Below are 19,986 nucleotides of genomic sequence, written 5' to 3'. Positions count from 1 at the left end.
TAAAATACTTAATGGTCACAAAGATATTAGAGAGTATGTCAAAACGTAAAATATATAAGGCAATCTCTAGAACTGCAATAATAATAATAATTGTAGTAGTGATTGTAATTGCTGCTATTGCTGGAGGTTTGGCTGCATACTACAGTTCTAGTAAGCCCCCTTCTACAACTACTAGTAGTTCACTAACTTCAGTGACAACTCCATCAACAACCTCTACTTTATTCTCTACTACAACTACAACAACATCAACTGCTTCATCGTACGTGGTAGACTTTATAAATCCATGGGGTGCTGAAGACCCTGTAGGATTAAAGTGGCTTGCAGGAAACTTTTCAATCTACTATCCAGGTTACTCCGTGCAATTTACCTCATTACCGGGAGCTAGTGGTGTAGAGGAAAGATATGTTGTAATTAACGATATTGAAGCTGGTAAATTGCAAGGTATATTTTGGGCTCATGGAGGTCCAGAAGTACTTTCTTATGTAGAGTTACTACCTAATCCCCACGATTTATATAATATGACCCCACTCTTGGCCCAAGAAGGACTATTCCAGAAGGGTGTTACGGAGGCACTTATGGCCATATCTTATAATGGAACAATATTCGGTGCTCCAACAAACGTTCACAGAGCTGAGGAGTTGTACTTCAATCCTCAAATCCTTAAGAAGTACAACTTGCCTATACCTACCAATTTAAGTTTGCTAATTTACGATACTCAGCAATTAGAATCACATGGGATTAATCCATGGGCAATGTCAGGTGCTGAAGGTGGATATGAACAACTACATTTGTGGTTTGCAATATTCCTTTCTGTAGCCGCTCAATATTATGGAGCTGCAGGTGCTGCTAAATTATCAAATGAGCTAATGTATGGTGTGCTTAACTTAAATAACGTAACAGTCCAAAAGATTATTAATGAAACTGATAGTGTATTCTTGCAATTTGTAGGTCAAAATTCTGTGATTCCAAGTTGGCAAAGCCAATCTATATGGTCCGCTTTAGCATTAGTGATAAAGGGGCAAGCTGTATTCGAAGCTGGTGGCAACTGGCTAGCTGAATACGCAGCCATATGGTACAATACTACAACTTATCCTGCAGTACAGCCCTATCTAAATTGGTCTAATGTTACATTAATGGCAATACCATTCCCCGGTACACAAGGTATTTACGTCATAGACATGGATTCAGTTGCGATTCCTACTGTTAATAATCCACAAGAACAAGCTGCTATAAACTTCGCAAAATTCTGGACTTCGTATGAAGGACAGAAAATATGGACTTATTACAAGGGTGTGTCAGTATGGGCTAATTCAACAGATTACTATTCTACTCCAATGCAGTGGTACGATTATCAAGCCTTATTACATACCCCACCTCAGAACTTTACATGGGCATTTGCCGATGGAACGTTATTTGATGATGTGTTCTACTTCCTCATAGCACAAGAATTGAACTTGCAAGAGCAAGGTTCATCATATATCCCCACCTTTAATGCTGCACTGTTCAAGGCTGAAAATATGACATTCCATGAATGGCAAATAGCTGCGAAAGACGGTTTTGGCTTTGTGGGACAAAGAGGAAATCCATTTGGTGACTATCTGCCACCATGGGTTAATCCAAGTACTTATACATTTAACTCAAGCTATACTCCATCATTCTTGCTAACACCACCTCACTACTTATTACCATATTTGAAAAAACTTGGACAACAGCAAGATATCAACAAGGTTAATAATGTAAATTATTACATCACTAACGGCCTAAATTTGCTACCTTATCCATTGCTGGTTCTATTGATGATATATCTAGATCAAACTAGATATAAATCTTTCGTAAATTCCTTTATAAATAAGATAAACTTTTTTTCTAATGTTTTTTTATCTAAATTTTTAATCTTGAATTCTGATTTATACTTAGGTGGATAAATTATGAGAAAGGGAGCAATCCTAATGTCTATACCTGGTCTTATATTTGCCGCTTTTTTGATATATTTGTTAGGTCTCAATGTTTACTTCTCACTTCTCAATTGGTCGTTATTTAATTTACATCCTACCTTTGCAGGGATAAGTACTTATCAAACTTTATTTTCAGAATACTTTTTTAATCTGGCCGTTACTCACACAATTGTATACACTATAACTGCTGTTGCAATTGGGAATATATTAGGAATATTAGGAGCTGGAATTTTATATTTTATAAAGAGTAATACAAGAAGAGCAATTTACCTATCTGTATTTCTGTATCCCTTAGCAGTCCCTTCCTCTACTTATGCGATCACTTGGCAATGGTTATTTAATCCACAAACAGGCATTAACTTGATCTTAAGAGTGTTTCATTTTCCAAATATAATTTGGCTGACTACGCAACCCACTATTTACGCAGGAATGATAATTATAGAAACATGGGCGTATACGGGGTTAGCAGTTCTATTCTATCTTGCTTCGTTTATGAGCGTAGATAAATCTATTATTGAGGCTGCTAAAATAGATGGTGCAAATAACTTCTATTTACTATTTAGGATTATATTGCCAAACTCAATGAATGGTCTTATAGTATCTACAGCTCTACTATTTTTATTCTCCTTTAGAATATTTACCGTACCGTTTACTATAGGAGGACCCACAAACCCGAATATGATGAGTCTCGTAGAATACATTTATATTTTGTTCAGTACTGAGTATTTCTCTCTATCCTCAGCTTTATCTTCCTTAGTGGCATTAATTGCCGCCGTAGTAATTATTCCTTATGCAATACTCGGATTAAAGAAATGGGTGTTTAGGAGGTGAAATAAGATGGAAAGATCCATAAGTAAGGGAAACTATATAACGAATTCGATTAAATACGCGCTATTAGAAATAGTAGCTGGAATACTCGTTATAATGTGGTTAGTTCCCTTGTATGCAATGATTTTAGGGGGTTTAAAGTCCAATTTAGAAGCAGCCAGTACTCCAATACTCCTACCTCCTTCTAAGCCATCTCTTGACGCTTATGCCTTTGCATGGTTTGGATATGCGACTATTCCCGGACTAGAACCAACAATGTTGAGATACTTACTTGTAGTCGTACCATCGGTACTATTATCAGTGGTAATAGGGACAATGACTGCCTATTTCTTCTTCATACTTAGTGAGAAACATGGAATATTAAGCAATACCTTATTTTCCATAATAGCTTTAGCGACATTCTTGCCTATAGAAACAGTTACGTTTCCATTAATTGAATTAGAAACTTCATTAAATATCTACAATACTTATATAGGGTTAATATTCGCTATGCTAATATTCTATGTACCAACTTCCGCATTATTAATGTCAATATTTATTCCAGTAGTTCCTAAGTACTTAATAGAATCTGCTAGGATGGATGGAGCTGGAGATTGGACTATCTTGTGGAGAGTTGTTTTTCCATTAATATTCCCTGGGTTTTTATCGACTTTAATATTCGTTTTCCTGCAGATTTGGAATGAGTTCTTCATACCATTAATACTTACAAATACGCCGAACATGTTAATGTTACCAGTAGCTGCTAGATTCTATACAGCGGCATATGCGTTAATTTACAATAGGTCTTTTGCAGCTGGAGTTATTTCTTCCTTAATACCGTTGATAATATTTATATTTCTTGGAAGATATTTTATACGTGGACTAGCAGCACTAGGTGGCGGAGCTAAAGGGGTGTAAATATGACCACAATTAGAGTGGAAAATTTATCAAAGATATTTAAAAAAGGTAAAACAGAAGTAAAAGCAGTGGATAATATATCAATAAAAATAGATTCAGGGATGTCCTTTGGTGTTTTAGGACCAAGTGGTCATGGTAAGACTACGTTTCTGAGGTTAATAGCGGGGTTAGAGGAACCGACCAGCGGTTATATATATTTTGACAATGATGTGGTATCGTCACCACGTAGAGTTGTCATAAGTCCAGAGAAAAGAGGTATCGCAATGGTTTTTCAGAATTGGGCTCTGTACCCTAACATGACTGTTTTCGATAATATAGCTTTTCCTTTAAAGCTGTCTAAGGTTCCTAAAGATAAGATAGAAAATAAAGTTAAGGAAGTTGCCGAAGAATTAGGTTTATCTGGTGTTTTGAATAGATATCCTAAGGAGCTCTCTGGAGGTCAAATGCAAAGAACTGCAATAGCTAGGGCTTTAGTAAAAGATCCTAAAGTTCTTCTATTAGATGAACCGTTCAGCAATCTGGATACACAGATTAGGGAAAGCGCTAGAGCTTTAGTAAGGAAGATACAAAGAGAGAGAAAGTTGACTACGTTAATAGTGTCCCATGATCCAGCAGACATATTTGCAATAGCGAATAAGGCTGGAGTTATTGTTCATGGAAAATTCGCTCAGATAGGTAGTCCAACTGAAATATATGAATATCCAGCAACGGATCTAATAGCTAGACTAACCGGTGAAATAAACTTGCTACAGGCGAAGGTGATTGAAAATAACGCGATGATAGGTAATCTAAAAATACCTCTAAATAATATAGACCTAAAAGGAATGAACAATATAGTTATAGGAATAAGACCAGATGATTTAACACTTTCTGACACCTTACTAGATAAATACATAGATGCTGGTATTGTAAAAGTGAAGCTAGTCAGCTATGGTGCGGGTATATTTAAGATAGTGGTATCTCCAGTAGCTGACGAAAATATAGATATAATAGTGGACGCGGAAGAACCATTAGAGACTGGAATTGAAACTCATCTCTTAATTAAATCAGGGAAAATAAAAATATTCGATCAGAATGGAAATAATCTACTTACCACCAAGACGCAAGTCATAAAGTAACTAAAACGTTTTTTAGTCTATCATGATAACATCCCTATTTGAATAATTATGTTCCCTTATAGTTTTTGTTAACAGATTAGCGAAAACGTTATTATAGTAATAGCTTATTTTCCAAATATGATTAAGGAGTTATTCGAACAATTGTCAAGGAGTGAGTTATTACTAATAGATATGACTTACGACATGTTCAATGGAATGCAAACATATATTGGGGATCCTCCATTTAAACATGAATACTTTAGGAAAGGTAATAAATATGGTGAGGTTACACTTTCAACGGTATATATGGGGTTACATTCTGGCACGCACATAGACCTTCCTTTACATTTCGTACCTAATGGAGAAAGTGTTGAGAAGTTTAACATAATGAAATTTATAGGCTATGGTAACGTTCTAGATTTAAGCTATAAAAAGTTGGGAGAACCAATAACTAGTAATGATCTAAAGAAGTTTGATGATAAGATAAAAGGGAATTACGTTGTAATGCTCTATACTGGTTTCTCGGCAATGAGGGGTAAGGAAGATTTCTTATATAATTGGCCTTACCTCGATTCAAGTGGTGCTGATTACTTAGTGAGTAAAAAGATAAGGGCTGTGGGGATAGAAAGCATGAGTATTGCAGGTTGGGCTGGTAAGGAGTATCCTACCAGAACGAGCTGGGATGAAGTGGTTTATGTGCACCATAGACTACTTAGTAATGGTATAATAATTTTGGAAAGTGTCAACAATATGAGAAAGGTGTTAGAAGAGTGTAGAAATGGTGAAGCGCTGTTCTTTTATGCGCCTTTAAAAATTGTTGGTGCTGAGGGAGGGCCAACTAGGTTATTCGCTATTTGTGAAAAAAGATGAGAGACCCTTTATCTTCTCCCGTATTTTGCTCTCTTCTTCACATATTGTTAAAGGTGGCCTTACTACGTTCTTTATCGGCATATTCAATACCTTAAGTAGTAATTTTATGGATGCAGTATATGAGTTGCAGTAGTCGTAAATATTAGTTATATTTAACACATCAACCCAATATTTATTTGCCTCTGAGTAATTACCATTTTTCCAACTTTCGTAAACTTTTAAATGGAGTTTCGGAATGGCATTGGCTAGTCCCATTACTCCACCATTCCCACCCATGTATAGAAGTGGCAATAAGTACTCGTCAAACCCTGTAAGAATTGAAAAGTCCTTTCTAATTTCTCTTATTTCACTTATCAACTTCTTGAAGAAAATTAGGCTATCTAGGGTTACTTTAGTTCCAATTATATTAGAGTATTGAGATACTAGTTTCTTGTAAACTGAGATTGGTATATCAATTCCGGTGAAGAGTGGTATATTGTATATAATAATAGGAAGATCCACTTTCTCAGCTATCATGGAAAAGTGGTTCAACAACTCTTCTTCTCTTACCTTAAAGAAATACGGGGCCATTACCACTATCGCGTCAATTCCGATATCCTTAAAATCCTTAGCCAATTTTATGGTTTCCTCAGTGAAGTTCGTTGAAGCTCCAGCGAAAATTAGAGTATTGTCACTTTTTCTTGAATCTAATGCTATCTTTGCCACGAGTTTCATTTCATCTAAAGTTAGGCTAGCGAACTCACCTACACTTGAATTTACGAATATTCCATTAACCCTATTTTCACTTAAGTAAGATACTAGCCATTTAAGACCTTCTTTATCTATTGAGTAGTCCTCTAAAAATGGTGTGATTAATGGGACTACTACACCTTCTAATCTCATAAATAAATAAACGCTACACGGCTTTAATATTTTGATTAGAAAGTAGCTCCTCCTAATATATCCAGCAATACTTCGAGTCCGTAAGTGGTCGCTATTCCTATAAATAACCAAGTCCAGAACCTAGCCTTAAATCCACCAAGTAGGGATGCTGCATTTATGTTAATCCTAATCATAACGAATACTAGGGAAGCTGAGGCAACTACGTTAAGAAACGCTAAGAATATTCCGTTTGAGATTCCAAGATAGTATATTGAAGCCCCTAAGGTAGTGGGTAAACCAGCAAGTAGGGATAGGGTTATTAGAGCCTTTAGTCCCATTTGTTTTTTTGACATTACTGCTGGTGACGATATTGCAAATCCCTCAGTTGCGTTGTGAACAGCGAAGCCTATTGTGAAAGCCCAGGCTGCAGCTACTGACCCTGACAATAATGCAGCAGCTATGGCAAAGCCTTCGCCTATGTTGTGAAATCCTAAACCACTGGCAACTACTAGTGGTAATCCTTCACCACTTGGGTTTTTTTCTAGAAGACTTAAAAGCAACCATGTTCCTATTAGTCCTATTGAAGTTAAGATAAGGGCAAAGATGAAATCTAGGTAGTCTTTAGCCGATAAGAAATTGGTAACAATTTCTTCAGCTCCCGAGCCTGTATCTAATGCTAAATACGAGAGTATTCCTCCAGTAAATGCTCCTAGATATCCAATTGCTGTTTTGCTGAATTTCCCTTTAGATATTATTATTGCACCTATAGCTACTGTGCATCCAGCTATTAAACCTAAAAGGATTGGGAAGTAATTCATTTCTTTTCGCCCTGTCGTAATTGGATAAAGAAACTTATAAGCTTATCTATCATATCAATTATATAGATTAAATAGAGTTTTAAATCCCCATATTTTCCTCATAAAGAAATCTTAATTACAGAAGTATTATGGATTAACTGGATAAAATTACTCTATAATCTTCTTGAACCTTATAGATGCTAAGAAGTACATTGTTATATTAAATATTAAAATGGCTAAAACATCTCCCACTACACTATCCATGTTACCAGTTATCATTAGCCTCCTACAAATATCTATAATATAAGTTAATGGATTAGCTGAAGCGATATATTTCAGTATACTCGGCATTAGTTCTATGGGATACAGCCCGTTGCTAGCAAAGAATAGGGGCATAGTAATTGCTTGTCCTATTCCCATAAATCTTTCTCTGGTTTTCATGAAAGAGGCTATTACAACTGATAGGGAAGCAAAGCCACTAGACACGAAAAATATAATCAGTGAGGCTGTAATGAAGTAAAACACGTTATAGAATTTGACACCAAGAAGAAGCGCTATTATTGTTATGATTAATATTTGGAATAGACTTCTTATCCCAGACGCAAAAGATCTGCCTATGACTATGGAATACCTAGGCAATGGAGTAGTTATTAGCTTCTTCAGTATTCCGGATTCCCTTTCCCAAACTAAGGTTAAACCGTAAAATATTGAGATGAAGGTTGAAGATTGTATGATTATTGCGGGTGTTATGTAATCAATATAGGGTATTCCACCAGTTGGTATTGCTCTAATTCTACTTATCACCGTGCCATAAAGTACTAACCAAAGCATTGGTTGTATTGCTCTAGTGTATAGTTCCATTCTATCGTTCTTTAATTTCCTTAATTCTAGCTCAAGCATTGTAGCCATATAACTTATTACGTTAACCAACTCTAACCACTCCTAATTCTGCTTCTCACTTGTCTCACTTCGCTACTTCTTCCTCTCACATCTATACTACTTCCCACATACTTTATAAATACGTCATCCAGAGTTATCTCTCTTATCTCTATCCTCTTATACTTTACACCATTATTTCTAATGAAATCTATCAGAGTTGGCAAAGCTGTATCGACATCCTTAACGATAACGGTGACTTGATTATTTTTAACTATAACATCCTCAACGTTTGATATATATTTTATTTTGTTCAAAACTTCTGAGTTCGCATCCTCAACTTCAAAGGAAACAATGACATTACCTATACTCCTCTTAAGTTCTTCAGAAGTCCCAATCTTTACTACCTTTCCCTTATCAATTAACGCTATCTTATCCGAATATATATCAGCTTCGTCCATGTAATGTGTTGTAAAAAATATAGTCATCTCATGTTCCTCCTTAAACTTCCTCAATTCCTCCCATACGGTTTTCCTAGCGACAGGATCTAATCCTATCGTAGGTTCATCTAAAAACAAAATCTTAGGCATAGTTAAAAGGGCACAAGCTATTTCCAATCTTCTTATCATCCCTCCAGAAAAAGTCTTTACTAGATCGTTTCTGACCTCGTATAGCCCTAACCTATCTAGAATATACTCTATCTTCTCTTTCCTTTCAGATGAGGGTATACCATAAATTTTACTGTAAATTAGCAAGTTGTCATATGCTGTAAGATCAGTCCAAACACTTATCTCTTGAGGTACATACCCTATTATTTTTCTAACCGCGTTTGCATCCTCAGTTACATTATAACCGCCCACATAAGCTGACCCTCCACTCGGTGGTATTTGAGTTGTTAATATTCTGATTAAGGTCGTCTTTCCTGCGCCGTTAGGACCTAAAAGGGCGAACGCAGTGCCCCACTCAACTTCTAAGTTAATTCCGTTAAGTGCCTTTACTTTGCCGTTATATGTTTTAACTAGATCTTTTACGTAAACAGCAAAGTTATTAAAAAACACAAGATATCGTAACCGAAATATACTTTAAAGTTAACTGAAAGATTAAAGAGAATTAACTGCCTTTGCACGAGCAGGTTAACCTATTGAGAATATTTACGATCATTAATCATTTGATAGAATTAATTAAGGGTTTACTTAGAGATTTACTATGTATATTTATTTCGTTTAAGAACTCACCTCTGTTCGCTTTAATTTAACCAATTTCAAAAAACCCTTCATTTATTTTCTTTAACAATTGGTTCTTCACAACAATGTTCACTACATTCCAAAAATCCATAATCTCTTAATACTTAAATATCCTACTAATTACTTTTCATAATGTGAAGAATAAAATAATTTTATTTTTAGGAGGTATAGCCTTTGGAACCGCTGCGATCTTTGTAAAATTTTGTACTATAACTCCTCCCTTCATAACTTTTCTAAGATTTTTACTAGCGGGAATTCTCCTTCTTCCCTTTACGGTAAAGAGAGAAAGGAAAATAATCTTAAAACGATTTATCTTACCGTCTCTGTTTCTTTCTCTTCATATGGTATTCTTCGTTTCTAGCGTATTCCTAACTACAATAGCCTCCTCGACGATCTTAGTCTCTACTAGTCCGATATTCGCAATGTTATTCAAGAAAAAAATTGATCCTTTCATAATTATGGCAGTCATAGGAATATTTGTTATGAATTTTAACACTTCGTTTGGATATATTGTTGGTAATGTACTTGCTATACTATCAGCAATCTCATTTGCCATTTACACATATTTTCTTTCTAAACTAGATTATGATCCCATTTCGACCATACCTATTATTTATCTAATATCCTCTATTTTCATGATCCCAGTTCTTCCATTTTACGGTGTAGGCGATATTAACCTAATATCAACACTAGCTGTGCTAGGTTTAGTGTTAGTTCCCACTCTCATTGGCCATGGTTCGGTAATATATACTGCAAACAAGTTACCAATCAGTTTAGTAACTTCTGCGGAGTTGATCGAACCAGTTGTAGCTACAATACTAGCAATACCTATATTTCACCAAATACCAAACATCCAAGAAATTGTAGGAGGAACAATAACCTTGATTTCCATATATTTCGCATTCAGACGATAAAATGTGTTCTATCTAACTTCTTTCTACCCCAAACAGTAGACTATATAGGTTAATCCGCTAATGGAGCAGAGAAGGATGAATGGGGCAGAGCTCCGGGACTTCGGTGAAGCCCAAGGGCTGAGAATTGATATCAAGTATTATGAAATCCTATGAAGCCCAAACCCGTTACGGTTAATTTGAGAATGTTGATTTCAGCATATTACCTAGTTTCATGCAGGGATTCTAGAAAGAACTTTTTAGCTGTAATAATCTTCATGTTTTCTATTTTCTTCTCTTCTCCTCTATAAACGATAATCTGCGGTGTTTCTATAATAAATTTATCCCTATACTGGTCTGAATTCAGCTTGTTAAGGAAGAGCTTTATCCCCTTTATTTCCCTCTCTAGAGTTTCTTCATTATTAATCTCATAAGCTACTTGAATTGGTTGAACCACATTATCTTTGACAAGTATGAAATCGACTTCCTCATTTTCATGCCAATAAAAAAGTTGAAATCTTTCTCTTAACGCTAGCTTATAGAGGAATTGTGCAACTAAAGTTTCTAAAAGTATGCCACGACTTATCTTTCCAAATATCTTAGTGAAGCCATTATCAGTTACGTAAACTTTCTTTGGTGAAACGTCTAACGCTTTGACCGAAAAAGAGAAATTATTAAGGAAAAACAAGATAAACCTTTTCCATTTACTCTGAATATCTCTCAACTGTTTTCACAGGAATCTTTAACACTCTAGAAATACTGTTATAAGTTATTCTACTGCCAGTAGAGCTAATATAATATTTTGCAAGTATCCTTATCTTTCTCTCATCCCTAATTTTTATATCTAGCGATTATGTCCTTTAATATGATCGTATCGAAATATGAGACAATTAATTCATCAGCTATATCTTCATGCAAAACTATGTCTAGAAATCCACCATCATTATTCAGCGAACTACTCCTCACTCACCAGTAATTCTAATCTGTCATAACTTCAAGGAGTTCTTCTTCCCCTAAAATTAATGTATAGTTGGAAAATGGATAATTAAGTTTGTCTTATATGACAAATTCTTCCTATTAGATTTTGTCTCATATGACAAACTTAACTTATAGCTTATTTTGTAGTAACCAACAGTTTTCATCATATAGTAATTGCAAACCACGATACGTGGTTATAGTTGTTTATAATAATTTAGCTTTATTCAATTCAATCTCGTACAATTAATTATTAGTTTTAGATATTATTATTGTTGGTTCCCTGTTGGCGATAGGATATGTTATTGGCTAAATATTCTTGATACTAGTATTTTGTTACGCTTATGAAAAGGGAAAATCACAAATTTATTACATTAGAAGTATTTTTAGTTGAGGAGATGAGTTTTAGCTTAAGTGCTCTAATCCAGAGTATATATTCGTCTTGTCTTTCACATTATTCTCAACAGTTGCAATAAAAATTTATAGTTCCATTATAAGGTTTTGACATCTTAGGCCAAAGTTATTTATCCAAGGATAGGGATATTGCTATCAATTTTAGCTAGGAACGTTAATTGGAATTAAGAGCTGACTCCTTATCTTTTTACCTCTTTCCTGCTTCAGATCTTCTTTTTAAATATATAAATAATGAAATTGTGAAATAAACTGAAACAAAAAGACATTTAACTACAGATTAAAAAAAGTATAATATGATAAGAAGTTATAGCGTACTCCTGTCACATGACGATTGGACTCTCCTAACTGATAGGTATGATCAAGAAGAGTTGAGAGTAGTGATGAAAGCTCGTACGCCATCACTTGAAAAGATGGAGGAAAATATAATAGCCGAAGCTTACGTCAGAGACCCTATAGTACTAAATGAACTAATTAATATAATTAAATCCAACAATAGGATTATCAAAGTAAAAATTACTGAAACTGTTAGAACTAAGAACGAATTAAGGGCTTTATTTTTATTGTCAGCTAAATTAAAGGGAGGTATTAGCGAGCTCTTGATGAATAAGGGTGCGTACTACATTTTAGAACAAATATCAAACGGGTTAGAAAGATGGTCATTAGTAATAGATGATAAAGTATTCAAAGAAATTATCTTGCCTAGCCTGAAGGAAAACACTTATAGTTTAAAGGTTATTGAGAGAGATGAAAATATTCTATCCGTGAGGAATTTGCTCACTAGTAAAGAATTTGAAATAATATACAAGGCATATAGGTTAGGGTATTTTGATTGGCCTAAAAAAGTAGATTTAAGAGAATTATCAGAAGAATTAGGAATAAGTAAAGCAGCAACACTACAAGCCTTAAGAAGAGCAATGGGTAAATTAATTAGAAACTATATAGATAATGTAAGCTAAAATTGCTGACCCACTCTTCTTTTAATAAGTCTAATGACCTCTATAATAACTCCTAATATTATGAGGAAGATCCCAACTGCAATATAGGATTGATTATAAAAAATCTTGTATCCTTCTAATAGAATACTAGCATTGCCAACTCCATAAAGTATTGAGGCCGGTTTAATAGTGATATTCCCTTTAACTAATAATATATACGTGTAATTATGAAACACTATAAGAAAACTTCCATTACTCACGCTTACTTTTGCCTTCTCATACCATTGAGGAATTATATACATACCGCTATTGTTTACGTGTAATGTAGCGTTTATAGGAAACGTTATCTCTCCTAGTACTAGTATTAAAATACCTAAAGAGATCAAATATAAGCCTACTCTCATCATATTTGCACCTTCATGAAAGCGTAGTATGCTAAGTAACCCAAAACTAGATCTAGAGGTAAAATGTAATTAAATATAGACGCATAACCGGTTATTTCTATTCCAAGAACGAGGAAGATGAGGCTTATACTTATGAAGAAGCTTCTGAAAGGTCTTTTGGTTAATATTGTAATTAAATAGGAAGTATTACAGAGGAATAGATATTCGGATGCAAAAACGCTTATCCATGTCATAGGAGGGATAAATGATGATAGAAGAAATATTAATTCTGCAATCAAGAGAAATAGTCCACCTATTAGCAAAACATCAATGAAATATGATAGAAGAAATATTGTTCTCCTATCCCTCATTTGTAGAAATGATATTATTGTTCCGTCATAAAGATCTTGACCCATCCCTAGACTTATATTCCTTATAACTAGTGTTGATAATATTATACCTATTGTGGACGTAATTATGTTAAACAAGAGTTGATCAACATTTGCATTCCTAGTTTGTGGATGAAAGAAATTAAATGAGGCCACTACGCCAACGCTCAAGGCTGCCTCTAAGTCAATATACGAGAGTAATCCGTATTCCCCATATCGATGTTTGATTAGGAAATTGACTACTCCCATCCTGTTTCCCCTTTGATGCTTTTATCTATTATAGAATTTCTCACGTAAAATATTCTCACACCTGCATTGGATAGGATTTTGGAAATTTCAGCTAAGTTACCTGAAATCCTTAGCTGATTACCTATTACTTCTATCTTCCTATCCTTTAACGCCTCTAGAGCTTTACCTATATTATCAACCACTATGTAAAACTCTTCTAGAAAATTGTTTCTTAATAATTTTTCTACTTTACCGAAGAACTTTATAATTCCATTGTTTATTGCCAAGACGTGAGTTGAAAACGCTAAAATTTCAGCTGGTATATGTGACGAGATGAGTACAGTTAAACCCATCTTCTCCCTCAACACTGCAAAAGTGTTATATACCTCATATCGTGATGTTATGTCCAAATTCGCTGTAGGCTCATCTGCTATAATTATTTCTGGATTTTTCATTAAGGAAAAAACTATTTGTAATTTCTGTTTAGTACCAGCTGAAAGTTCTCTAACTTTATTTTTTACAAAATGTAATAAATTGAAATCTTCTAATAACCTTTTAGCGTCGCTAAGAGGATAGTTAAATTCGCTGGAGGCTTCCTTTATTATGTCAATTACGGTCAAATATGGGGGCAAGAAAGGCCTATCCAAAATTATTCCGACTTTTCTCGGTATTTTATTGCTATTCCAAGGATCCTCTCCCAAAACACTTATATAGCCAGAGGTCTTGTTTATTAATCCGCCAATTATTTTTAGTAGCGTTGACTTCCCAGCACCATTAGGACCCATTACTAAGGTTATGCTTCTATCCTCTATGGAGAATGTAAGACTATGAAGTACTTCAATATCGCCATACCTCTTTGTTAGATTGATTGCGTCAATCACGCTCATATTACGAAATACGATATTGATACTAAAAAACTTTTTAAAAGATTAACGTAGCTTTAGCCTCGGAGCTCTTTAATGCGAATTCCGAAACACCACTTACCTTAACCTTATCCAATAGCCTTTCATGATCAACATTTTTTACTTTCATTCCGAATTCGCATGCTGCAAGTTCTATGTCATCTCCCCCTAATTCTATTAGATTTTCATAGTAATACGATAATGGCTTAACGTTAGGTAGCTGTATTTTCTCTATTTCCTTTGTCACTCCCCTTAATCCATCCATGGTGAAGAACATATACACTTTATTTCCAGAAGAAGCATAACCTATTGCAGTTATATAGGCCATATAGAGTTTCTCGGCTTCTCCAGATATTACCATTATTGCATATAAATCACTCATTGTTTATTCGCCCCTCTAATTCCCTAACCGTCTTAACTAGATTATACCAGAAGAATATGAGTCCCAAATAAACAACTATGTAACAAATATATCTAGTTGCCTCTATATATCCTTGCAATTGGGATGGAGATATATAAGCTGAAAATACTCCGTTTTCCAATGCTACATTATTATTAGGAACTATATATTGTACAGAGAATTCATACCAACCTATTGCAAATAAACTTACTATTAAGGGTGACAATAGTCTCCTAATAATTGGCAAGGAAATCATCATAACCACCTCTCCTGGACTTTAACCGCTAAATAAACTCCTAACAACATTCCAAAGAGGAATATGATACCGTCATAACCTAATTGAGCGAAATTGGTCCACATCAATCCTACATTGCATCCGAGAGCCATCCTAACGCCTATACCAACTAACATTCCTCCTCCAAACCCTATCAGTAATCTTCTCTTATTCCTAGGTATTCGTATTTTGAAGTCGCCACTTAAATATGATGCCGAGAAAGCTCCAATACACAACATTATTACCATTAGCGTACTCGGGTCTACGATTGATAGTGAATCGTTAAACCAAGGCGTATTCAGAAATAACTTGACATTTCCTAACATTAACAGGTACTCAAAGAACCTACCGCCGTCAGATGAAGTTATGACTAAGTAATTGAATGTATATCCTGCACCAACTATGAAAACTAAAATCAAATCTAATGCCAGTATTATCGTTGTCAAATTAGTTCCATATGGTTTTCTTAACAGTATCAGATCTTTAATTTCCTTGGTTAACGATACCTTTTCTTCTCCAGACACACCTAAGTTTTGATTATAATACATTCTCGCTGTAGGCAAATTAACACGTAGACTTGATGAGATTGCCCATTTTCTCTTGGTATACTGTTGCAAGTATATTCCAATAAATATTAGTGGTAGGCTAAGTACTAACGTAGTTATATAGACTGACATATTTGAAATTGAGTGAAATATCAAGTAAGGTAAGTATTCAATGTACCCTCCATTCGTAGTCGATAAAATCCCATTTGTCATCGTGTACAGCTGAAAAGGCCATATACCTATGGCAAATACGTAAGTGCCTATCATCATTCCAAATAGTTCCACCCAATTTTGAACATAGCCACTAGCAGCCCTATACAACATAGATAAATTACAACCACCTGCTAATGCTGCACCAAAGCCAAATATTATAGAGCCAACAAGAATGTACCATCCTGCAAAATAGTTATAATAATACTGGTCAACTGCGGGAATAAAACCAAATGCAACCAGTAATCCACATCCCAAAGCAGATAATCCGAATAGTATTAGAAGAGCTCCAAATCTCTCATAGCTTTTAGCTGTAAATATTGATGTCATGGCGTTTACAAAACAATAATTACCTCTTTGGGCTGCCCAACCTAAAATAAATCCAGAAAGAGCGAACAATCCATAAATCAATGCCCAACTTTCTTGAAGTACTGGCTGTAGTACCATACTTGGCATTGATTATTTCACCTTTAGGATCCTCACCCTATAAAGTCCGTTATCTTTTATCACTACAAACGGGTATCCTAAGGATTTGCATAAAGAAGGTAAAGTAACATGTACTGCGGGTTCGTGATCTGTTAATACTTCTAGCATTTGTCCAACTTTCATTTTCTTCAATTTTTTGCTTGCGCTCATTTCTGGAACAGGACATTCCTCTCCTCTAACATCAAGAACCTCGTCTGGCTGTCTTAAAGTAAGATCTTCCACTTTGACTCCCTCAAAATATTACGTATTTTTAGGTAATTATAAAAGTTGTGATATTATAAACCCTTATTAAAGTTCTTATAATTAAATTGTAATTCGTATATCTACAATATCTAATATTTTTGCATAAAAGTTATAAAATACCTTATCTAGCGAAGCTAGCTAATCCAAAAGATTTTTTACTTCACATTTTTATGATTGCTTAATGCTAAGAATGGACTTTTTATTCTTAAGATTAAATTCAGTTATTCATTAAATGACTAAAGATAAGTTTTTAAATAGAATTAACATCATTTTAAACAATGATAGAGGAAACTACACTGATTTACGCTGATGATTTCAAGCCGTTATTAGACTTAGAAAACTCATATAAATTATATAAACTATCAAATATAAAAAACTAGATTTTGGTTATATTTGTTATCTTAACATTTCCAGACTAAAAGTGCAATGTATTTGCAAACCGAAAAGAGATGGTCTAGATATAATAGAAAAGAATGGAAGGTTCATAATAAGTATAACATTCCATAAGGAGAGCGAACAGAGAATAAATGTTAAAATAAGTTACAGAGGAATTCTCGAAAAACTCCTAAGTAGCATAACAAACTCCATAAGGAAAAATTTAGAAGGTATTCGAGGTATTTGTTAAGGAAACAAAAAGTTGAAAATAATTTTAGAATTTCTACTCTTAAGCCAGATAAGGTAGTAGATCTTAGAGGGGAAGAATGCCCAGTTCCGGAAATAACGTTAAAGAGAGAATTGATGAAGGCTAATAGAGGAGAAATAGTAGAAGTTTTGACTGATAATCATGCCGCAGTAGCTCATACTATTCCGGAAATAATTAAGTTATTCAACTGTAGATATGAAGTCTTGAAATACGAAGACTACGTATCTTTTAGGATTTTAGTTTTAAGTAATATAATTAACACTGATGAATACGTTAAGGCTATAAAGGAATTTAATGAGACTAGAATTAAAGAACTAATTAGGGATAAGAAATTTATGTCATTTCTATATACATATTTTATGAAATTTCATAAAATTGAAAAAGTTAATGATTTTAGGAATTATATATTCAACTGTGAAAAAGACATTTGCCTAGTCTCCTCTGCACCTCTAGGTAGAGGTTGGCTATTTACTGGACTGGTTAAGAATAACAAAATAATATGTGCTAGGATTGACACTGAAGACGGAACCTTATTAGATTATGAAGCCTTAGAATATTTAAAGAAGTTGTCTGGAGAAACAAACGTTATGTATTTATCGTTAGATTAATTATTTTAAAAAAATTTATTTAGACTAAGTGCATATTGCCAATTATGGAGCTTAAGGATGAATGTGGCTGTATAATTAATAGGAGATACGCTTCAGATTTTCTAATGAAAAGGTTATTTAGTTATAGGAAGAAGGTAAATGCGGAAAAATTGGGCTATTTTAGGATAGATAATTCTAGATGGTTCGCACTTTATAGAGCTAAAGATGGAAAAATATATTATGAAAGTTCTGAATGTCCACTACTTATAATTACCTTAGAAGCACTCTGTGAGGGATATATGGAAAATGATGGGAAAATAGATAGACATACCTTCATGGAAAAATTAAGTAAAATTAAGGGATTTACAATTAATCAAATAGTGAACGATGTTGTTGATAAATTTATAAATGGTGTCAACAATGGTTAAGAGAATTGCTTACATAGTCGAATCCAATTTGGGTTCTTACATTTTAGGGCAGATGATAATACCACAGTTAGAGGAAAACAGACACAACGCAGAGGTTATTGGAATGTTCTTTATACATGATAATGTGTATATTTTAATGAAAGAGAATCCTTTAGCCGAAAGATTAAGTAAACTTAGTAGAGAAAAGGGCATATATTTGCAAGCTTGTGATCAATGCGTATACATGAGAAATTTAGCTGATAAATTGATAGAGGAAGCAAAGATCGGTTGTTTTCCAGACTTTTATGCAAAAATATTAGATATTGTAGATATGATAATTACAATTTAATTATAAGAACTTTAATAAGGGTTTATAATATCACAACTTTTATAATTACCTAAAAATACGTAATATTTTGGGGAAATCGAGTGAATAAAAAGCAGTTAATCAAAGCGTTGTCCAGTTATCAATTATGGTTAATAGTAGGACTCATAGTAATTATATTGATAGGAGTAGGTGCTGCATACATTATGTTAAAGCAATCTCCATCATCGTCAATACCCAGTTCAACCCAAACTACCAGTAGTTCAGTTTCTACCACATTGCCTCAATACAGCTTCCTAGTATTCACACAGAAAGGAATTGCAGAAATAATAAACCCATCATCCACCACACCTTTCCAAGGATATATACATTCCATTAACATCTCTACGAACGTACCCCAACAAGTATATTGGTGGGTTGAATATCCTTTTGAAAATACAGCACAATCTCGATACTTCTTCATACCGGTAAATAATGGCACGGTTTACGTAATCGATCCTAATAGTTTAAAGATCGTAAAGGAGTTCAATTTTGGAAATAGTATAGGGTTTATAGGAGTTGCGTACTCACCAAATCAACAATTGGTTGCAGTTGCAGATGGACCAAGCGGTATCTTAGCTCTAATCAACGTTTCATCGCTTAACATAATATGGGAACAGCATTTCGTATCCTCAGTTAACGGTAGAACGTATTACCCTTGCGACGTTAGATGGAGTCCAGATGGGAGCTACTTAATAGTTCCAATGAGATTTAACAATAGTGTTGATCTTATAGCCTTAAACGGTAGTGTAATTAAGGTTTTACCAGCAGCTGCTGGCTCACAACCCTATATGGTAAGCCCTAACATTCAAGGGACAATGGTAGCGGTAGAGTACGTTGGAAATAACTCAGTTGGGTTTTACTCTCTACCATCATTGAAATTGTTAGGCATCTTACAAATGCCAAATGGTACAATACCTCAAAGGGGTGTATTCACACCAAATGGAGAGTACTATCTTGAGGCACCTTCAAATGCAAATCAAGTGTTTGTAATATCCACATCGACTTTTCAAATAGTAAAAACTATAGACTTGCCCACATTTAGTGTTAAGGGCTTAGCAGATATAGAACTCATGCCAGGAGGACAATATGCATACGTTGTGATTCACGGTAATGTACAATCAGGTGGTATAATAGCTCTAATATCCTTAAGTAGTTTAACGGTGAGTAGTTATGTACCCTTGTCTACTGCTCCGGCAGTTATAATTCCAGTTCAAAATCAGATGGCTACTTACCTAGTTGATAACGTCCTACTGCCTCCAGTTAGTGGACTTCATTGTTAGGGG

The 19,986-nt window shown here is 34.4% G+C and carries 22 protein-coding genes and 2 pseudogenes; 11 read left to right on the top strand and 13 right to left on the bottom strand.

Annotated elements, in window-relative coordinates:
- Positions 1 to 35 precede the first annotated feature (35 nt).
- The 5 genes from glcS to GFS03_RS12330 all read left to right on the top strand — a co-directional run bounded on the left by glcS (position 36) and on the right by GFS03_RS12330 (position 5,647).
- On the top strand, positions 36 to 1,925 hold the full coding sequence (gene glcS, locus GFS03_RS12350; RefSeq protein ID WP_153424366.1) for a glucose ABC transporter substrate-binding protein GlcS: 1,890 nt from the start codon (positions 36 to 38) through the stop codon (positions 1,923 to 1,925).
- Between the two features lie 3 nt (positions 1,926 to 1,928).
- The gene (gene glcT, locus GFS03_RS12345; RefSeq protein WP_153424365.1) at positions 1,929 to 2,786 is read left to right on the top strand and encodes a glucose ABC transporter permease GlcT; all 858 of its coding nucleotides are present in this window, start codon (positions 1,929 to 1,931) and stop codon (positions 2,784 to 2,786) included.
- Positions 2,787 to 2,792: 6 nt separating this feature from the next.
- A complete protein-coding gene (gene glcU, locus GFS03_RS12340) occupies positions 2,793 to 3,680 on the top strand; it encodes a glucose ABC transporter permease GlcU (protein WP_153424364.1) in 888 nt (295 codons plus the stop codon).
- Positions 3,681 to 3,682: 2 nt separating this feature from the next.
- Positions 3,683 to 4,798, top strand: a complete 1,116-nt coding sequence (glcV, locus tag GFS03_RS12335) for a glucose ABC transporter ATP-binding protein GlcV (RefSeq protein WP_153424363.1) — start codon at positions 3,683 to 3,685, stop codon at positions 4,796 to 4,798.
- A gap of 117 nt (positions 4,799 to 4,915) precedes the next feature.
- Positions 4,916 to 5,647, top strand: coding sequence for a cyclase family protein (locus tag GFS03_RS12330; protein ID WP_153424362.1), 732 nt, complete (start codon positions 4,916 to 4,918; stop codon positions 5,645 to 5,647).
- Here GFS03_RS12330 and GFS03_RS12325 read toward each other — a convergent pair.
- From GFS03_RS12325 to GFS03_RS12310, 4 genes are all read right to left on the bottom strand, one after another.
- Positions 5,621 to 6,529 (bottom strand): dihydrodipicolinate synthase family protein, encoded by a 909-nt coding sequence (locus GFS03_RS12325; protein WP_153424361.1) that lies wholly within the window; start codon positions 6,527 to 6,529, stop codon positions 5,621 to 5,623. The two genes, GFS03_RS12330 and GFS03_RS12325, sit on opposite strands and share 27 nt — an antisense overlap.
- A 35-nt stretch (positions 6,530 to 6,564) precedes the next feature.
- Positions 6,565 to 7,326, bottom strand: coding sequence for a ZIP family metal transporter (locus GFS03_RS12320; RefSeq protein WP_153424360.1), 762 nt, complete (start codon positions 7,324 to 7,326; stop codon positions 6,565 to 6,567).
- A gap of 147 nt (positions 7,327 to 7,473) precedes the next feature.
- Complete coding sequence (locus GFS03_RS12315) at positions 7,474 to 8,235, bottom strand: ABC transporter permease (RefSeq protein WP_202980436.1); 762 nt, start codon at positions 8,233 to 8,235, stop codon at positions 7,474 to 7,476.
- A 2-nt stretch (positions 8,236 to 8,237) separates the two neighbouring features.
- A complete protein-coding gene (locus tag GFS03_RS12310; RefSeq protein WP_153424359.1) occupies positions 8,238 to 9,239 on the bottom strand; it encodes an ATP-binding cassette domain-containing protein in 1,002 nt (333 codons plus the stop codon).
- Positions 9,240 to 9,559: 320 nt separating this feature from the next.
- On the opposite strand from GFS03_RS12310, the gene GFS03_RS12305 reads away from it, so the two are divergent.
- Positions 9,560 to 10,339 (top strand): DMT family transporter, encoded by a 780-nt coding sequence (locus GFS03_RS12305; RefSeq protein ID WP_153424358.1) that lies wholly within the window; start codon positions 9,560 to 9,562, stop codon positions 10,337 to 10,339.
- 199 nt (positions 10,340 to 10,538) lie between these two features.
- Here the strand turns inward: GFS03_RS12305 and GFS03_RS12300 are convergent, their stop codons facing one another.
- Complete coding sequence (locus GFS03_RS12300; protein WP_153424357.1) at positions 10,539 to 11,039, bottom strand: DUF4143 domain-containing protein; 501 nt, start codon at positions 11,037 to 11,039, stop codon at positions 10,539 to 10,541.
- Between the two features lie 107 nt (positions 11,040 to 11,146).
- Positions 11,147 to 11,281 (bottom strand): hypothetical protein, encoded by a 135-nt coding sequence (locus tag GFS03_RS13685; protein ID WP_255424862.1) that lies wholly within the window; start codon positions 11,279 to 11,281, stop codon positions 11,147 to 11,149.
- A 716-nt stretch (positions 11,282 to 11,997) separates the two neighbouring features.
- Here GFS03_RS13685 and GFS03_RS12295 point away from each other — a divergent pair.
- Positions 11,998 to 12,660 carry a helix-turn-helix domain-containing protein gene (locus GFS03_RS12295; RefSeq protein WP_153424356.1) on the top strand — a complete coding sequence of 221 codons (663 nt, stop codon included), beginning with the start codon at positions 11,998 to 12,000 and terminating at the stop codon, positions 12,658 to 12,660.
- Here the strand turns inward: GFS03_RS12295 and GFS03_RS12290 are convergent.
- The 7 genes and pseudogenes from GFS03_RS12290 to GFS03_RS12260 form a co-directional block, all read right to left on the bottom strand.
- A complete protein-coding gene (locus tag GFS03_RS12290; RefSeq protein ID WP_153424355.1) occupies positions 12,657 to 13,046 on the bottom strand; it encodes a hypothetical protein in 390 nt (129 codons plus the stop codon). The genes GFS03_RS12295 and GFS03_RS12290 overlap by 4 nt on opposite strands.
- Positions 13,043 to 13,660 (bottom strand): hypothetical protein, encoded by a 618-nt coding sequence (locus tag GFS03_RS12285; RefSeq protein ID WP_153424354.1) that lies wholly within the window; start codon positions 13,658 to 13,660, stop codon positions 13,043 to 13,045. The genes GFS03_RS12290 and GFS03_RS12285 overlap by 4 nt, the downstream gene beginning before the upstream one ends.
- Positions 13,651 to 14,526, bottom strand: coding sequence for an ABC transporter ATP-binding protein (locus GFS03_RS12280; protein ID WP_153424353.1), 876 nt, complete (start codon positions 14,524 to 14,526; stop codon positions 13,651 to 13,653). The genes GFS03_RS12285 and GFS03_RS12280 overlap by 10 nt, the downstream gene beginning before the upstream one ends.
- 34 nt (positions 14,527 to 14,560) lie before the next feature.
- Positions 14,561 to 14,923 carry a DsrE family protein gene (locus tag GFS03_RS12275; protein WP_153424352.1) on the bottom strand — a complete coding sequence of 121 codons (363 nt, stop codon included), beginning with the start codon at positions 14,921 to 14,923 and terminating at the stop codon, positions 14,561 to 14,563.
- Positions 14,920 to 15,197 (bottom strand): annotated as a pseudogene (locus GFS03_RS12270) (hypothetical protein). The gene GFS03_RS12275 and the pseudogene GFS03_RS12270 overlap by 4 nt, the downstream one beginning before the upstream one ends.
- Positions 15,197 to 16,426 carry a YeeE/YedE family protein gene (locus GFS03_RS12265; RefSeq protein WP_153424351.1) on the bottom strand — a complete coding sequence of 410 codons (1,230 nt, stop codon included), beginning with the start codon at positions 16,424 to 16,426 and terminating at the stop codon, positions 15,197 to 15,199. The pseudogene GFS03_RS12270 and the gene GFS03_RS12265 overlap by 1 nt, the downstream one beginning before the upstream one ends.
- Positions 16,427 to 16,429: 3 nt before the next feature.
- Positions 16,430 to 16,678 carry a sulfurtransferase TusA family protein gene (locus GFS03_RS12260; protein ID WP_153424350.1) on the bottom strand — a complete coding sequence of 83 codons (249 nt, stop codon included), beginning with the start codon at positions 16,676 to 16,678 and terminating at the stop codon, positions 16,430 to 16,432.
- 299 nt (positions 16,679 to 16,977) lie between these two features.
- Between GFS03_RS12260 and GFS03_RS12255 the strand changes: the two are divergent.
- From GFS03_RS12255 to GFS03_RS12240, 4 genes and pseudogenes are all read left to right on the top strand, one after another.
- Positions 16,978 to 17,950: pseudogene (locus tag GFS03_RS12255) on the top strand (sulfurtransferase TusA family protein).
- Between the two features lie 44 nt (positions 17,951 to 17,994).
- The gene (locus tag GFS03_RS12250; RefSeq protein WP_153424349.1) at positions 17,995 to 18,357 is read left to right on the top strand and encodes a hypothetical protein; all 363 of its coding nucleotides are present in this window, start codon (positions 17,995 to 17,997) and stop codon (positions 18,355 to 18,357) included.
- Positions 18,350 to 18,685 (top strand): DsrE family protein, encoded by a 336-nt coding sequence (locus tag GFS03_RS12245; protein WP_153424348.1) that lies wholly within the window; start codon positions 18,350 to 18,352, stop codon positions 18,683 to 18,685. The genes GFS03_RS12250 and GFS03_RS12245 overlap by 8 nt, the downstream gene beginning before the upstream one ends.
- Positions 18,686 to 18,765: 80 nt before the next feature.
- Complete coding sequence (locus GFS03_RS12240) at positions 18,766 to 19,983, top strand: YncE family protein (protein ID WP_153424347.1); 1,218 nt, start codon at positions 18,766 to 18,768, stop codon at positions 19,981 to 19,983.
- Positions 19,984 to 19,986 lie beyond the last annotated feature (3 nt).

The sequence above is a fragment of the Sulfolobus sp. E5-1-F genome (genome assembly GCF_009601705.1).
In the GTDB taxonomy this organism is placed as follows: Archaea; Thermoproteota; Thermoprotei_A; order Sulfolobales; family Sulfolobaceae; genus Saccharolobus.
Note: the sequence above shows the minus strand (reverse complement) of the source record. Positions and strands in the feature narration are given on the sequence as shown.

Bases quoted from the DNA above. Each gene is read 5' to 3' on its own strand.
- glcS (WP_153424366.1), top strand. From the start codon at position 36: ATGTCAAAACGTAAAATATATAAGGCAATCTCTAGAACTGCAATAATA.
- GFS03_RS12320 (WP_153424360.1), bottom strand. From the start codon at position 7,326: ATGAATTACTTCCCAATCCTTTTAGGTTTAATAGCTGGATGCACAGTA.
- GFS03_RS12290 (WP_153424355.1), bottom strand. From the start codon at position 13,046: ATGATGAGAGTAGGCTTATATTTGATCTCTTTAGGTATTTTAATACTA.
- GFS03_RS12325 (WP_153424361.1), bottom strand. From the start codon at position 6,529: ATGAGATTAGAAGGTGTAGTAGTCCCATTAATCACACCATTTTTAGAG.
- glcV (WP_153424363.1), top strand. From the start codon at position 3,683: ATGACCACAATTAGAGTGGAAAATTTATCAAAGATATTTAAAAAAGGT.
- GFS03_RS12265 (WP_153424351.1), bottom strand. From the start codon at position 16,426: ATGCCAAGTATGGTACTACAGCCAGTACTTCAAGAAAGTTGGGCATTG.
- GFS03_RS12275 (WP_153424352.1), bottom strand. From the start codon at position 14,923: ATGAGTGATTTATATGCAATAATGGTAATATCTGGAGAAGCCGAGAAA.
- GFS03_RS12285 (WP_153424354.1), bottom strand. From the start codon at position 13,660: ATGGGAGTAGTCAATTTCCTAATCAAACATCGATATGGGGAATACGGA.
- GFS03_RS12295 (WP_153424356.1), top strand. From the start codon at position 11,998: ATGATAAGAAGTTATAGCGTACTCCTGTCACATGACGATTGGACTCTC.
- glcU (WP_153424364.1), top strand. From the start codon at position 2,793: ATGGAAAGATCCATAAGTAAGGGAAACTATATAACGAATTCGATTAAA.
- GFS03_RS12280 (WP_153424353.1), bottom strand. From the start codon at position 14,526: ATGAGCGTGATTGACGCAATCAATCTAACAAAGAGGTATGGCGATATT.
- glcT (WP_153424365.1), top strand. From the start codon at position 1,929: ATGAGAAAGGGAGCAATCCTAATGTCTATACCTGGTCTTATATTTGCC.
- GFS03_RS12330 (WP_153424362.1), top strand. From the start codon at position 4,916: ATGATTAAGGAGTTATTCGAACAATTGTCAAGGAGTGAGTTATTACTA.
- GFS03_RS12250 (WP_153424349.1), top strand. From the start codon at position 17,995: ATGGAGCTTAAGGATGAATGTGGCTGTATAATTAATAGGAGATACGCT.
- GFS03_RS12245 (WP_153424348.1), top strand. From the start codon at position 18,350: ATGGTTAAGAGAATTGCTTACATAGTCGAATCCAATTTGGGTTCTTAC.